This window comes from Treponema sp. UBA6852 (assembly GCA_002449305.1).
Lineage (GTDB): Bacteria > Spirochaetota > Spirochaetia > Treponematales > Treponemataceae > Treponema_D.
Genome location: DKDI01000009.1, coordinates 54,830 through 69,426, shown reverse-complemented (window position 1 = coordinate 69,426; position 14,597 = coordinate 54,830). Strand labels below are relative to the sequence as shown.

Genomic DNA, 14,597 nt, shown 5'->3' with positions numbered 1-14,597 from the left:
TGAAAGAAACTCGGTTGATAATCTAAACAGATTCCCGTGTCGTAGCACAGCAATGACAAGCTTGTTAGAACTGGAATGTCAGTTATTCTCTCTTGTTGAATAAATACTTAATTTTTCGTATACTGATATAGTTTTTTATAAAAAAAGTGCATATTTATACAAAAATGGAGGCTCGTCTATGAACGAAAACAGTCAGACTTCAAATTTTATCGACAAACTTTCAAAACTTACTGTGGATAACGATCCCATAGATCCAGCCCTTTATGAAAAATACAATGTCAAGCGCGGACTAAGATATGCGGACGGACGCGGTGTTTTGGTCGGACTTACAAAAATTGGAGATGTTGTAGGCTATTACATCGATGATGACGGAAATAAAGTCGCAATTCCTGGAAAACTGATTTACCGCGGATATAATGTTGAAGACATTGCAAAAGATGCGGAACTTCATCATCAGTTTGGATTTGAGCAGTGTGTTTACCTTCTTTTGTTCGGACAGCTTCCAACTCAGTTGCAGCTGGATGAGTTTTCAAGTTTCTTGGGAAGCCTACGGTCTCTTCCTGAATATTTTACAGAAGACATGATAATGAAAGCTCCTTCAAGCGATATTATGAATAAAATTGCGCGTGGAGTTCTTGCTTCGTATTCTTATGATCCAGACCCAGAAAACCGCGACGTTGCAAATATTCTTCGCCAGTGCATTGAGCTTATTTCACGTTTTTCTACATTGGCTGCTTATGGCTATCAGGCGAAACGCCGCTATTATGACGGAAAAAGCATGTACATTCATAATCCGCTTCCGGAACTTAGCACTTCTGAAAATTTCTTGCGCCTTACAAGAAACGACAAGAGCTATACTCGTCTTGAAGCTGAAATTCTTGACCTTGCGCTTATTCTTCATGCCGAGCACGGTGGAGGAAACAACTCTTCTCTTACAATCCACGTGGTTTCTTCTGCGGACACAGATACTTATTCCGCTGTTGCCGCCGCAGTTGGTTCTTTAAAAGGTCGCCGCCATGGTGGAGCAAATATCCGTGTTATAGAAATGATGGACAATATCAAGGAAAATGTAAAAGACTGGAGCAACGAAAAGGAAATAGAAGACTATCTTTATAAAATCGGAAAAAAAGAAGCCTTTGACCGCACGGGACTTATCTACGGGCAAGGACACGCCGTTTATACAATCAGCGATCCACGCGCAATTCTTTTAAGAAACAAGGCTGCGGAACTTGCAAAGGAAAAAGGCTGCGAGGAAGAATTTAATCTTTACACTTCAATAGAACGCCTTGCTCCGGAAGTTCTTTACGAGCTGCATGGACAGAAAAAACGAATCTGCACAAATGTTGACTTTTATTCAGGCTTTGTTTATTCGATGCTTGGAATTCCACGTGAGCTTTACACTCCGTTGTTTGCCATTGCGAGAATTGCAGGCTGGAGCGCGCACAGAATTGAAGAGATTGTCGCAGGAAAACGCATTTACCGTCCGGCGTATAAAAATGTTGCGGAAGAGCGTGATTACGTTCCAATGGAAAAACGCAAATAAAAATACATTGCTGATGACAAAATTCAAAAATTTGTTGACAACTCAACATAAATTTTATTATCTTTTTCATCAGATAGGAAAATAAAATGAGCAAAGAAAAACATCATCACCATGAGGAACACAAGCACGAAGAGCATGAAAATGTTCAGAATGCCGTAGCTCAGGAAAATGAAAAAAAGGAAAATGCGGAAGTTAAAGAAGAAAAAACTTTTTCCGCAGAAGAAAAAATTGCAGAGCTTGAAAAGCAGATTGACGAGCTAAAGAAAGCCAACGCTGACTTAAAAGATCAGGTTTTGCGCCGTGCCGCTGATTTTGACAACTACAGAAAAAGAGCGATTCAGGAAAAACAGGAAGCCTTTGATTTTGCGAACACAAATTTGCTAAAGGATCTTCTTGAAAGCCTTGATAACTTTGACCGCACTGTTGAAGCCGCTGCTACTGCCACAGATCCAAAGTCTATTGCAGATGGCGTAAAAATGATAAACAAAAGCCTCATCAGTATGCTTGAGAACAAGTATAATCTTGTTGCTTACGGCGTTGCAGGCGATGCTTTTGATCCGGATATTCATGAAGCCATTGGCTCTTCTCAAGACCCTGTAGCTTCTCCTGTGCTGAAAATAGTTTATCTTAAAGGATACAAGCTTAAGGACAGAGTTATTCGCCATGCAAAAGTAATGGTGAGTATGCCGGACGGAACTGTAAGTCAGCAGCCGTCAGAAGAAAAGAAAGAAACTGAAGAGCAGAAATAGTTTCTTCAGAAAAAAATAAATTGAATATAAAAAGAGGTAAATATTATGGGTAAGATTATCGGAATTGACTTGGGAACTACCACATCGGAAGTTGCCGTTATGGAAAATGGACAGGCAACTGTCATTCAGAATTCAGAAGGCGGAAGAATCACTCCTTCAATCGTAGGATTCACAGCAAAAGGCGAGAGAATCGTTGGTCAGGCTGCGAAAAACCAGGCGATTACAAACCCTAAAAACACAGTTTACGAAGTAAAACGTCTTATTGGAAAACGCTACTCTGACCTTCAGGAAGAAATTAAGCGTGTTCCTTACGGAATCGTTCAGAAAGGCGAGAATGTCGCTGTTGTTGTTACAGACAACGGCCAGCAGAAAGAGTACACTCCTCAGGAAATTTCAGCTTTTATCTTGCAGAAGATGAAGAAAACTGCTGAGGATTATCTTGGCGAAAAAGTTACAGATGCTGTAATCACAGTTCCTGCTTACTTTAACGACGCTCAGAGACAGGCGACAAAGGACGCTGGAACAATTGCTGGCTTGAATGTAAAGCGTATCATCAACGAGCCTACCGCTGCTGCTCTTGCGTTCGGATTCAAAGAGGACAAGAGCGCGGAGAAAGTTCTCGCTGTAATCGATGAAGGCGGCGGAACTCTCGATGTTACAATTCTTGATATGGCTGACGGCGTATTTGAGGTAAAAGCCACAAACGGCGATACTCATCTTGGTGGCGCAGACTGGGATAATGCTATTGCAGACTGGCTTGTAAATTCTTTCAAGGCTGACACTGGAATCGACCTTTCAAAAGACCCGATGGCTATGCAGCGTATCAAGGACGAATCTGAAAAGGCAAAAATCGCTCTTTCAAACCAGTCTTCAACAGACATCAACTTGCCGTTCATCACAGCTGACGCGACAGGTCCTAAGCACTTGCAGAAGACTTTAACACGCGCTCAGTTTGAAGAGATGACACAGAGCTTGTGGGACAGAGTTCTTATTCCTTGCCAGAACGCATTGAAAGACTCTGGATACACAAAAGACCAGATTAACGAAGTTCTCCTTATCGGAGGTTCTTCTCGTATGCCAAAATTCCAGGAAGTTGTAAAGAACTTCTTCGGAAAAGAGCCGTTGAAAGGAATCAACCCGGACGAAGCAGTTTCAATGGGAGCTGCAATTCAGGGCGGTGTTCTCGCAGGCGATGTAAAGGACGTTCTTCTTCTTGATGTAACTCCGCTTTCTCTTGGAATCGAGACAATGGGCGGCGTTATGACAAAGCTGATTCCGAGAAACACGACAATTCCTACAAAGAAGAGCCAGATTTTCTCTACAGCGACAGACGGTCAGACAGCGGTTACAATTCACGTATTGCAGGGCGAGCGTGAAATGGCTTCCGAGAACAAGACTTTGGGCAACTTTAACTTGGATGGAATTCCTGCAGCTCCACGCGGAGTTCCTCAGATTGAAGTCACATTTGATATTGATGCGAACGGCATTGTTCATGTTTCTGCAAAAGATATGGGAACAGGCAAAGAGCAGCACATTCAGATTACTTCTTCTTCAGGATTGAGCAAGGACGAAATCGACCGCATGGTAAAAGATGCGGAAGCTCACGCTGATGAAGACAAAAAGCAGCGCGAGGCAATCGATGCTAAGAATGAAGCTGACAGCCTTGTTTATCAGACAGAAAAGAGCCTTAAAGAGCTTGGCGACAAGATAAACGGCGCTGAAAAGCAGAAAGTCGAGGACGCTGTTGCAGACTTGAAGAAAGCAATTGAAGGCGGAAACACTGACGACATCAAGGCAAAGACTGAGGCTTTGAAGCAGGCTTCTTACAAGATTGCTGAGGAAGTCTACAAGCAGCAGAGCGCAGCTGGCGCAGCAGGAGCTAATGCAGGTGCAGGCGCACAGCCGAATCCTGATGAAGGAAAAGACGAAAACTCTTCTGAATTCAAGGGCGCAAACAACGCTGATGATGTTGAGTACGAAGTAAAAAACTAAAATCTAATCTAAAGTAAGAAAAACGGGGTTGTCTTGAAAGAAATTTCGGGGCAACCTCGATTTTATAGGAAAACAGTATGTCTGCAAAACGTGATTATTACGAAGTTTTAGGCATTGATAAAAGCGCGGATAAGGATGCAATAAAAAAAGCTTATAGAAAACTTGCCATTCAGTATCATCCAGACCGCAATCCAGGTGATAAAAACGCAGAAGAAAAATTTAAGGAAGCAACAGAAGCTTATGAAGTTCTAAGTGACGACCAGAAACGTCCGATTTATGATCAGTATGGTTTTGCTGGACTTGAAGGAATGGGTGGCGCTACTAGTGGAGGATATAGTCATGCTTTCCATGACTTTAGCGACTTGTTTGGCGGCTCAAGTGGTTTCAGTGATATTTTTGAAAATCTTTTTGGCGGCGGATTTAGCTTTGGCGGTGGTTCAGGCGGAAGAAGCAGAAGCAACAATGACGGCGCGAGCTTGCGCTATGACTTGCATATTGATTTTAAAGAAGCAGTTTACGGTTGCAAGAAAGATATAACTTTTAGACGGGATGAGCAGTGTCCTGATTGTCATGGAACAGGAGGGGCAGCAGGTTCTTCTGTAAAGACTTGTCCTAGTTGCGGCGGAAGAGGTCAGGTTGGAAGAAGTTCTGGATTCTTTGTTGTTCAGCAAACTTGTCCTACTTGCCACGGAAAAGGTACTGTAATTGATAAGCCTTGCGCTTCTTGCCACGGAACTGGAGTTTTTTCAAAATCAACAACACTGAGTGTAAAAATTCCTGCTGGCGTAGAAAACGGAAGACGGCTTTCTATTCATGGAATGGGAAATGCTGGAACAAACGGCGGTGATGCTGGAGACCTTATAATAGCTGTAAATGTAAGATCTGACAGATATTTTGAGCGCGATGGACATGATTTGTATTGCGCAGTTCCAATAAGCATATCACAGGCAGTTTTGGGTGCTACTATAGAAATCAAGAATCTTGATGGAAAAACTTTGTCTATAAAAGTTCCTGCAGGAACTCAGCACGGAAAATTCCTCCGCGTGCGTGATGAAGGCGTTCCAGTTGAAGGCTCTTCAAGGAAAGGCGACCTTTATGTAAAGATTATGGTTCAGATTCCTTCAAAGCTTTCTCGTCAGCAGATTGCCGCAATGGAAGCTTTTGCCGCATTGGAAAAACCAACGTCTTCGCCGGATCTTTTGACAAGAGAATCCCTAGGCTGATAAAAACATTAATATTCCCCGGCTTGATCGGGGAAAACTGTTCTAGCTCATTTCTAAGTTTCGTATAATTTTTTCTTAAATTTCTGCCGATAGTATGATATACTGTTGTATAAACCCAAGAGCGAGGTGCAGAAATGTATAAGACTAAAAGACATGCCGTTTTAATTGCAACGGGAGCCATTTTTCTTGTAATTTTAGCTTTCTTAGTTTCAGCCGTTTCTCCTGCTGTAAAAAATGCGCGTGAAAATGTTATATTCTTTGCCTTTATAACAGCTTCTGTTGTTTTTTCAATCATCTATGTTGTTGTTACGCATGCAAAAAATGGAATTCTTGACATAATCAGGAACAAGGCGCTTTTTACAAAGGAAACTGGCATTTTAAGTGAATTTATTGATAAAATCCGTTTCTGCTATTCGCTGGATGATTTTTACGAGGCGATTTCTTCTATTCTTGAAGTTAAAGGCGACTGCTCCGTTCTTTTTATTGACCGTGAAAAAGACTATGTTCTTTACAACAGTCCGGACAGAATTTCCTGCTCTGAATCTGTAATGGATTCGCTCCGTCTTAATTATCCTGTTACTTGGGGCGAAGGCTATTTCTTTATGGGAAATGAATTTGGTATTGTAACAAAGCAGAGCCAGGCCCGCGGTTTTATTCTTTCAAATAATAAAAAGCATCTTTATGTTTTCTGCCGCTATACAAAACTTTTTGATTCTGAAATTTACAAGTTGCTTTACGATGAATTTGTGCGTTTTCAGGCTAGAGCTCTTACAATCAGCAACTTGTCTGAAATTTCTTCGCTTTCAAGAGAATGGAAGCAGCTTGCGGACACACAAAAGTCGTTCTTGCCGCTGAATATGCCTAAGATTGACAAGCTTTCTGTTGCGGCTTATTACCGTCCTCTTGTAAATGTTTCTGGAGACTATTATTCAGTTTTGCCGATTTCTCCGACAAAAACTCTTCTTATGCTTGGAGACGTTTCTGGAAAAGGTCTTGCGGCCGCGCTGGTCATGGGACTTGTTATGAACACTGTAAAAATTCTTGGCGACAAGGAAAACCTTCCTGCCATGATTAAGGCTGTAGACAAAGCGATTAAAGGCATGAAACTTCAAGATAAATACACGGTTCTTTTTATTGGAATTGTTGATACTGAAAAAATGACAATACGCTATGTGAACGCTTCCATGTCTGATCCGCTGATTATCACAAATTCTCCGTCCGGCTATAGAATCAAGCCTCTGACTTCTAACTGTTCTCTTGTTGGAATTATTGACATTGACGATGTTCAGGTTGATGAGCAGCGTTTGTTCCGTGATGATGTTATCCTTATGGCTTCCGATGGTGTTTCTGAAGTTATGAACGATGAAGGTGTGGAACTTGGAGACACAGAGCTTTATCAGAAGACAATTAAAAAGAGCGCGGCCAAGTCGCCAAAAGAATTTATTGATGATGTTGTAAATCTCATTATGGAATACAACGGTGGAAAAAAACTCAGGGACGACGTTACAATGATGGTCGCCAAGGTAGAGAGGTAAAAAATGATTTTTGCTATTATAAATATTGTTATCTGCGCTGTTCTTGTTTATATTTCATTTAGCATTGATAAAAATGTAAAGGGAAATTCTTCCAACGCAAATCTTGTAAACTTGTTTTTGTTCTTGGGCGTTATATTTTTCTTTATGGCAGTTACAATTATGCTTTGTCTGCATAACTCAGTGCAACATACTTTGCTTTTAAATCCAGATGGAACGCAGTCGCTTCATGTTGAACAGCGCAACTCATTTCTAGCGGCTTTGCTTTCAGGTAGGTTCACTTACCTGCTTATGGGCTGGTTTTCTGTTTGCGCTTGCAGCTATATGCTTATTTTTCCTGATTATAAAAAGTGCAAGGCTGTTACATTTTTTCAGGTTTTGCTTTTTATTCTTGCAGTTTACATGGTTTTCTTTGCTCCGAACGCATTTACTTCGGTTTCACTTGCAACAGGAAACTTCCTGCGCATTTCTTCTGGAATTGTATTTAAAGGAAAACTGAGCGGCGCATTCAATGTTTCTTGGCTTACCTTGTATAACTTTCTGTACAGAGTCGTGATTCCGGCATTTGTTTGTGTCATGGTTATTGTCCGCGCTGAAAATACAAATTCAAAGCTTAAGCAGCAGAATATGCTTCAGAATGTGTTTGGAATTATGCTCTCTTGGGTAGTTTTCTGGTATATGAATCTTTGCTCTGAAATTCAGCCGGTTCTTAACAATTTTGTTCCTATTGGATTTATTCCGGGAATGTATTTCTTTGCTCGTTCAAATTCCAATGACGAAATTGTTGACGCAAGAATTCTTTTGATGGGCTTTGTTCGTCTTTTGATTGGATTTATTGCGCCGATGCTTGCTTCCGCAGTGTTCTTTATGCTTCTTCTGCCGGTTTCAAATGTGAACATTCTTATTTTTGAGCTCTTGATTTATGTTGCGATTGCGTTTGTTTTCTTTGTGTTTATGCTTTTCCGCAGAAAGTTCAAGAATTCCGAGCTTTTTAGAAACAAAATGTATTCAGAAGATTTTGAGCGCGACATAACTTCAATAGATTTTAGCCTTGAAGCGAACGAAATTACAGGAAGCGTTTTCAATGTTTTCAAGAAATACGTTGGCTCTTCTTCAATGAAAATTCTTATTGATGACGGCGTTGGCAACATGAGCTGCATTTATTCTTCTGACGGCGACAAGAGTTTTTCAACTCCGATTGACCAGTCTGTTTCGGATGTTTTGATGAACAACCATCATCAGATTGTTTTCCGCGAGTTTGCTCAAAAAAACAATTCTTTTGCCTCTGTAAGAAGCAAAATTCTTGGAGTAATGGACAGCACAAATTCAGACGCAATGATTATGCTTAACGAAGGCCGCCAGTTTATAGGTTTGATTCTTCTTGGCAAAAAAATCAGCGGAAACATTTATTCTGAATACGACTATGAAGTCTTTAACAAATTCTATTCAAACTTCTTTGTTGTAGGATATTACGTAAAGAATATCATGAACGAAGCCGTTGTTGGAACTGTAAACCGCGAAATTAGAATGTCCGGACAGATTATTACTTCCATTCAGGAAAACATGGATTTAATAAAAAGCAAGAAAATTGACGCTGGCTATCTTATGGTTCCGGCGCACAACATTGGTGGTGAATTTGTTGACATGATTCGCCTTACTGATACGCGGCACATTTTTGTAATTGGAGCTTTAAGCGGAAAAGGAATTGCGGCTTCAATGGGAATGGTTATCTTGAAGTCAATTATCAGAACCTTCCTTTCAGAAACCACAGACTTCAAGCTGCTTGTTGCAAAAGTGAATACATTTATACGTGAAAATCTTCCAAAGGGAACTTTCTTTGCTGGAACATTTGGAATTCTTGATTTCAGCACAGACACAATGTATTATATCAACTGCGGAATTCCTGCGTTGCTTGTGTACACCCGCGCCTACAATAATGTTATTGAAGTTCAGGGCGAAGGTCATATTTTGGGATTTGTAAAAGATGTTGCTCCGTACATAAAAGTAAAAAAAGTCAAATTGTCTGAAGGCGATATTGTTATGATTGTAACAGACGGAATTATTGACACAAAGTCTTTGCGCGGCGACATCTTCGGAAAAACAAGAACACAAAATGCTCTTATGGAAAATTCCGGCTATCCTGCTGAAAAAATGGCGAAGTTCACTTACGACGCTCTTGTTGAATTTACTTCAAAGGAACTTGAAAACGACATTACGATGCTTGTTATGAAGTATTTGGGAAATCAGGCTGCTCAGGCTTAAGATTTTTATAAAAAGATTTTTTAAAGAGGCAAAAAATGGATCAGCTTGCGCTTAAAGAAAAAATTGGTGTTAACTATATGCTGCTTGAGCTTACAGGCTCTTTGAATTCTTACACGATTACAGAACTTCAGGAAAAGCTTTTTGAATATATAGCTGACACGAACGTTGTCCTTGATTCAAGCCAGATAACACAAGTTGACTCTTCTGGTATTGGAGTTATTCTTGCAGGGCATAATGACGCAGAAACTTCTGGAACAAAGCTTTTTATAATGAATCCTTCCGAGCCGATAAAACGCGCTTTGGAGAGAACTGGATTTTTTGATATGTTCCATATAATTCATTCAGTTACTGAGGTTTCTGATGACTAAAAAAACACTTTTGGAGATTTTTGCAATTGTCGGGATTTTTTGTCTTGCAGGCTGTGCGAAAAAATCTTATGCCCAGCCTTTTAAGCCGGCTGCAAAAATTTCATCTGCGGAAGAAGAAAAGTTCGGCAGGGTTTATCAGAAAATGTCAGGCAGAGCAAAAGAAGCCATTTGTGTTGCAGAAGAAAACAAGGCGGAATTTTTAAAAGACCTTCATACGATGCTTGAAGAAGAAAAAACGTTCCGTGCGGACGACAAAAGCCTTTTCTTTTTAATTGACAAAAAGCACGCCGCGTCTTCCTCCTACGTGCCGAAAGACTTGGTTTCTTTGGAAAAAAACAGCCTCTTTGACCTGAACAAAGCCGGAATGAAAATCCGACCGGAAGCTTATTCCGCTTTGAATGAAATGGCGCAGGCCGCGTTAAATGACGGAATCAGGCTTTTGGTAAGCTCCGCCTACCGCTCTTATTCTTATCAGGAAAATCTTTTTAACTACTGGGTAAGCGTGGACGGACTTGAACAGGCTGAACGAGAAAGCGCGAGAGCGGGAACAAGCCAGCATCAGCTTGGAACAGCAGTTGATTTCGGCTCGATTTCTGACGACTTTGACAAGACTCAAATGGGGCAATGGGTCTATAAAAACGCCGCAAATTACGGCTGGTCTCTTTCGTTTCCAAAAGGATATGAAGATGTTACCGGCTACCGCTGGGAATGCTGGCACTTCCGCTACATAGGAAAAAACGCCTGCCGTTTTCAGCAGAAGTGGTTCGGCGGAATCCAGCAGTTCATGCTTGAATTTATAGACTGCTGGAAAAGCATGAGTTAAATTTTTACGCCCAAAAGTTCTGCGATTTCTTCCGCTGTTGTAAATTGGATTGCGTGTATTCCAATTGAAGCGGCGGCTTCGCAGTTGTCCTTTCTGTCGTCAATGAACACGGCATCTTTTGCAGTAACATTTTCTGCTTCAAGAATTATTTTCCAGAAATTTGTGTCCGGCTTTGAAACTCCCATATAGCATGAACTGTATGTCTGGTCAAAAATCGCATAGTCTCCGCGCTCAAGGTGGTTAAAGTAATGCGCAGAAACTGTATTTGTTCCGCACACAACTCTGTTTCCTTCTGAACGCAATGCCTTTACAATTGCCACAGTTTTTTCGTTTCTTACAGGATGAAAAAGCCACCTGAACCAGTCTGTTTTTACGGCAATTCCGCTTCTCTTTGAAAATTCCGCCCAAAACTCGTTTGTATCGATTATTCCGTCGGAGCAAAGACTGAACAATCCTAGGCTTTCAAGCTGGCCTTTGTTTGCGCCGTCTGTTTTTTTTCCGCAGATTTTTTCAAATTCTTCAACTGAAATTCCAAGAACCTTGCACAATTTGTCGTCTAAAACTGCGGAGTTTGTTACAACGCCACCCATGTCAAAAATGTAAAGCATTTTTCCTCCAAATGAAAAATATATTTTAGGTCAAATGTCATTATCGGGCTTGACCCTACGATGTTTCTGAAAGAAACTCGATTGATAATCTGTCATAAATTTTCATAAGATTTCCATGTCAAGCACGGGAATGACAGTTTAGTAGATATTTTTTAATTGATATTACCTCTTTCATTCTGAAAATATTTTTTTTAAGTCGCAAAAGTTTTCAAGTTTTTCTATGTATTTTGAAGCTTTTCCGAATCCGTAGGAAGCCCAGATAAAGGGAATTCCAGCCTGAGCGCAAGCGTCTGCATCTCCTTGTGTGTCGCCGATGTAAACTGCGGAAGTCATTCCGTTTCTTGCCATTAGAATTTGAATGTTTTCTGCCTTTGATTTTCCTGTGCGCCCGAAGCATTCGTAGTCTTTTATAAAAGGCAAAAGTCCAGTTTTTTCCATTGTCAGCTCAATGTATCCGTTTTGGCAGTTGCTTACAATGTAAAAGTTTTCTGAAGATGAAAGTTCCTTTATTGTTTCAATTACGCCGGGATATGTTATGTCGAATGTGTTTTCCCGGATTGCAATCTGTTCTTCTGTGCAGCAGTATGACATGAGTTTGCTTTGTTCCGCTTTGCCAAGTTCCGGCCATAAGTCGTTTGCGATTGTGTCCATCGTTTTTCCGAATTCCTGCTGAAGAATCTGAGCGTTTACTTTTTTTGCTTTTAGCCCGGACATTTCAATTGCCTTGTTCCAGGCGACTGCGACAATTCCTGTTGTGTTCCAGATTGTGCCGTCTATGTCCAAAATGATTCCGTTAAAACCGCTGTTTTTCATATTTATATTATAGCGAATTTCATGCTGCATAAAAAGTATGCGGCAAATTTTTTAACAATAACGCAAATTATTATTGAAACGTTTCTATAAAAATTGATTTTTTTTGCTTTTTTTTTGTTGCAAAACAAAAATTCTGATTTATAATAAAAATCACCTTAGAAAGAAAAAAGGTTTATGCATTACTAATGAAGGAGGCAATTGCATGAAAAAGTTAGTAGCTACAGTTTTGGGAGTAGCATTGGTTGCGTCAGCAGCAACATCATTTCCGTGGTTTAAGAAGGCTAAAGGTAAAACAACTGGCGGAAAAGTATTGAACATCGCTGTTTGGAACGATGAATTCCCAGCACGTTTTGAAAAATACTACAAATCAAAAGTTCCAGCTGGTGTAAAAGTAAACTTCATCCAGACTCCAAACCAGGGAAATGCTTATCAGAATAAGCTTGATGAAGCTCTTCTTGCACAGAACTCAGCAGCAGCAGACGAAAAGATTGATATGTTCCTTGTTGAAGCTGACTATGCATTGAAGTATGTTGACACTCCATATACTCTCGATGTAGTTAAAGACATCGGTCTTACAAAGGCTGATTTGGCCAACCAGTTCAAGTATACAAAAGACATCATGACAGACTCTAAAGGAGTTCTCAAAGGTGTTTCTTGGCAGGCTTGTCCGGCTGGATTTATCTATCGCCGCTCAATCGCAAAAGCTGTTCTTGGAACAGACGATCCAGCAAAAGTACAGGAAGCTCTTGCTAACTGGGACAAATTCGACTCAGTTGCTGCAAAGGCAAAAGCAAAGGGATACTTCATGCTTTCTGGATTCGATGATGCATTCCGTGTATTCTCTGACAACGTAAAGACAAAGTGGGTTGTAGGAAACAAAATCAAAGTTGATCCGATGATTCAGCGCTGGGTTGACATGACAAAGACATACACAGACAAGGGCTATAACAACAAAGCTAACCTTTGGTCAGCAGAAAGCTTCCAGGGTGCAAAGAAAGACGGAAAAGTATTCGGATACTTCGGACCAGCTTGGTTCATTGACTTCTGTCTTGCTCCTAACACTCTCGATGATCCTGCAAAGGGAAATGTTGCTGGAAACGGTTCTTATGGCGACTGGGCATTCTGCAAAGGACCTATGGGATTCTCATGGGGTGGAACTTGGATTTGTGGTGCAGCAGGTTCAGACAATGTTGACTTGATTAAAGACATCATGCTCACACTTACTTGCGAAAAAGACACAATGGTTCGCATCGCTACAGAAATGGGCGACTTCACAAACAACGCTCCTGCTATGCGCGAAGTTGCAGCATCTGACTACAAGAACCCATTCTTGGGTGGACAGAACCACATGGCAGTATTCATCGATTCTGCTGATTCTATCGACAAGAGCTGCATGTCTATGTACGATCAGGGTATGACAGAAAAACTTATGGCTGCTATGTCTGACTACTACAACGGAAAAGTTTCACAGGATCAGGCTTGGAACAACTTCTATACTTCTGTTATCGAACTTTATCCAAACTTGTCTAAATAATTGATGTAATTCTTATCACTGAAACCATGTTTGCATGGTTTCAGTCTCAAGGTTGCAGAAAGTAAGAATGCCGCCTTTTTTAAGGTGGCATTTTTTTTACCCGTTTTTTTCAATAGAAATACTTCCCTCTATGATGTGTTGCTATTATTTCTGAGAGGATTTAATGAAAAATAATGTTAAAAAAAGTGCAAATAGAAAGCATACCATCCAATATGATAATTGGGGATATGTTTTTATTGCGCCATTCTTTGTAATTTATATTATATTTTCGCTCATTCCGCTTTTGACAACTTTTATTTTCAGCTTGTTTGAGTATTACCGTGTAGGACTTCTTACTGTTGGACCTACTTTTATTGGTTTGGAAAATTTCAAGGCGATATTTACTGCTGGCGACAGCTTGGGAAAATATTTCCTTAATACACTTATAATGTGGGTCATGGGATTTGTTCCGCAGATTATAATCTCTTTGCTTCTTGCTGTTTGGTTTACAAATACAGAGCTCAATCTTAAAGGCCAAGGATTCTTTAAAACAGTTATTTATATGCCTAACTTGATTATGGCCGCGACATTCGCAATGCTGTTCTTTACTTTGTTCTCGCCTAACGGTCCTGTAAACGGAATGATTCGCTCTATTGTTGACAATACAAATGCGGCTGCTATTGCAGCCGGCACACAAAAACCTATGGAACCAATTCGTTTCTTTTCTTCTACGGCTTGGACTAGGACTTTGGTTGCTACAATGAACTTCCTTATGTGGTACGGAAACACAACAATTTTGCTTATGGCTGGCGTTATGGGAATTGACAACAGTCTTTTTGAAGCAGCCCGCATAGATGGAGCTTCTCCTTCTCAGGTATTCTTCAAGGTTACAATGCCATTGCTTCTTCCAATTTTTGTTTATGTTTTCATTACTTCTTTGATTGGTGGTATCCAGATGTTCGATGTTCCGCAGATTTTGACAAATGCTGCCGGTACTCCAGACAGAACCACAATGACTATTATTATGAAGCTTAACAATCATCTTCAGAGCAAGAACTACGGACCTGCAGGAGCTATTTCTGTTCTTTTGTTTGCAGTTACTGGTGTTTTAAGTGGACTTGTTTATAAGATTACTATGAGCAAGTACCAGAATAAAAGATAGGAGATAATT

At 40.5% G+C, this 14,597-nt stretch carries 12 protein-coding genes; 10 read left to right on the top strand and 2 right to left on the bottom strand.

The genetic code is table 11. The annotated features are described in order from the left end of the window. Positions 1-178: 178 nt before the first annotated feature. The 8 genes from B3209_RS02605 (at position 179) to B3209_RS02570 (ending at position 10,492) form a co-directional block, all read left to right on the top strand. Positions 179-1,543 carry a citrate/2-methylcitrate synthase gene (locus B3209_RS02605; protein ID WP_296664377.1) on the top strand — a complete coding sequence of 455 codons (1,365 nt, stop codon included), beginning with the start codon at positions 179-181 and terminating at the stop codon, positions 1,541-1,543. An 86-nt stretch (positions 1,544-1,629) separates the two neighbouring features. Further along, on the top strand, positions 1,630-2,292 hold the full coding sequence (locus B3209_RS02600) for a nucleotide exchange factor GrpE (RefSeq protein WP_296664379.1): 663 nt from the start codon (positions 1,630-1,632) through the stop codon (positions 2,290-2,292). Positions 2,293-2,337: 45 nt separating this feature from the next. Beyond that, positions 2,338-4,284: a molecular chaperone DnaK gene (gene dnaK / locus B3209_RS02595; RefSeq protein WP_296689741.1), complete on the top strand. Its 1,947-nt coding sequence runs from the start codon at positions 2,338-2,340 to the stop codon at positions 4,282-4,284. Between the two features lie 77 nt (positions 4,285-4,361). Then, positions 4,362-5,507, top strand: coding sequence for a molecular chaperone DnaJ (gene dnaJ / locus B3209_RS02590; protein WP_296664384.1), 1,146 nt, complete (start codon positions 4,362-4,364; stop codon positions 5,505-5,507). Between the two features lie 134 nt (positions 5,508-5,641). Continuing rightward, complete coding sequence (locus tag B3209_RS02585) at positions 5,642-7,042, top strand: PP2C family protein-serine/threonine phosphatase (RefSeq protein ID WP_296664386.1); 1,401 nt, start codon at positions 5,642-5,644, stop codon at positions 7,040-7,042. 3 nt (positions 7,043-7,045) lie between these two features. Next, positions 7,046-9,301 (top strand): PP2C family protein-serine/threonine phosphatase, encoded by a 2,256-nt coding sequence (locus B3209_RS02580; RefSeq protein WP_296664389.1) that lies wholly within the window; start codon positions 7,046-7,048, stop codon positions 9,299-9,301. 35 nt (positions 9,302-9,336) lie between these two features. Then, positions 9,337-9,669 (top strand): STAS domain-containing protein, encoded by a 333-nt coding sequence (locus B3209_RS02575; RefSeq protein WP_296091252.1) that lies wholly within the window; start codon positions 9,337-9,339, stop codon positions 9,667-9,669. Beyond that, positions 9,662-10,492, top strand: a complete 831-nt coding sequence (locus B3209_RS02570) for a M15 family metallopeptidase (RefSeq protein WP_296689739.1) — start codon at positions 9,662-9,664, stop codon at positions 10,490-10,492. The genes B3209_RS02575 and B3209_RS02570 overlap by 8 nt, the downstream gene beginning before the upstream one ends. On the opposite strand, the gene B3209_RS02565 is transcribed toward B3209_RS02570, so the two are convergent. After that, positions 10,489-11,100, bottom strand: a complete 612-nt coding sequence (locus B3209_RS02565) for an HAD family hydrolase (protein WP_296663656.1) — start codon at positions 11,098-11,100, stop codon at positions 10,489-10,491. The two genes, B3209_RS02570 and B3209_RS02565, sit on opposite strands and share 4 nt — an antisense overlap. A gap of 171 nt (positions 11,101-11,271) precedes the next feature. Next, positions 11,272-11,913: an HAD family hydrolase gene (locus tag B3209_RS02560; RefSeq protein WP_296663651.1), complete on the bottom strand. Its 642-nt coding sequence runs from the start codon at positions 11,911-11,913 to the stop codon at positions 11,272-11,274. Positions 11,914-12,115: 202 nt separating this feature from the next. Here B3209_RS02560 and B3209_RS02555 point away from each other — a divergent pair, with 202 nt between their 5' ends. Both B3209_RS02555 and B3209_RS02550 read left to right on the top strand, forming a co-directional pair. Next, positions 12,116-13,447, top strand: coding sequence for a carbohydrate ABC transporter substrate-binding protein (locus B3209_RS02555; protein ID WP_296663648.1), 1,332 nt, complete (start codon positions 12,116-12,118; stop codon positions 13,445-13,447). Positions 13,448-13,610: 163 nt separating this feature from the next. Next, positions 13,611-14,588 carry a carbohydrate ABC transporter permease gene (locus tag B3209_RS02550; protein WP_296663643.1) on the top strand — a complete coding sequence of 326 codons (978 nt, stop codon included), beginning with the start codon at positions 13,611-13,613 and terminating at the stop codon, positions 14,586-14,588. The last annotated feature ends 9 nt before the right edge of the window (positions 14,589-14,597 follow it).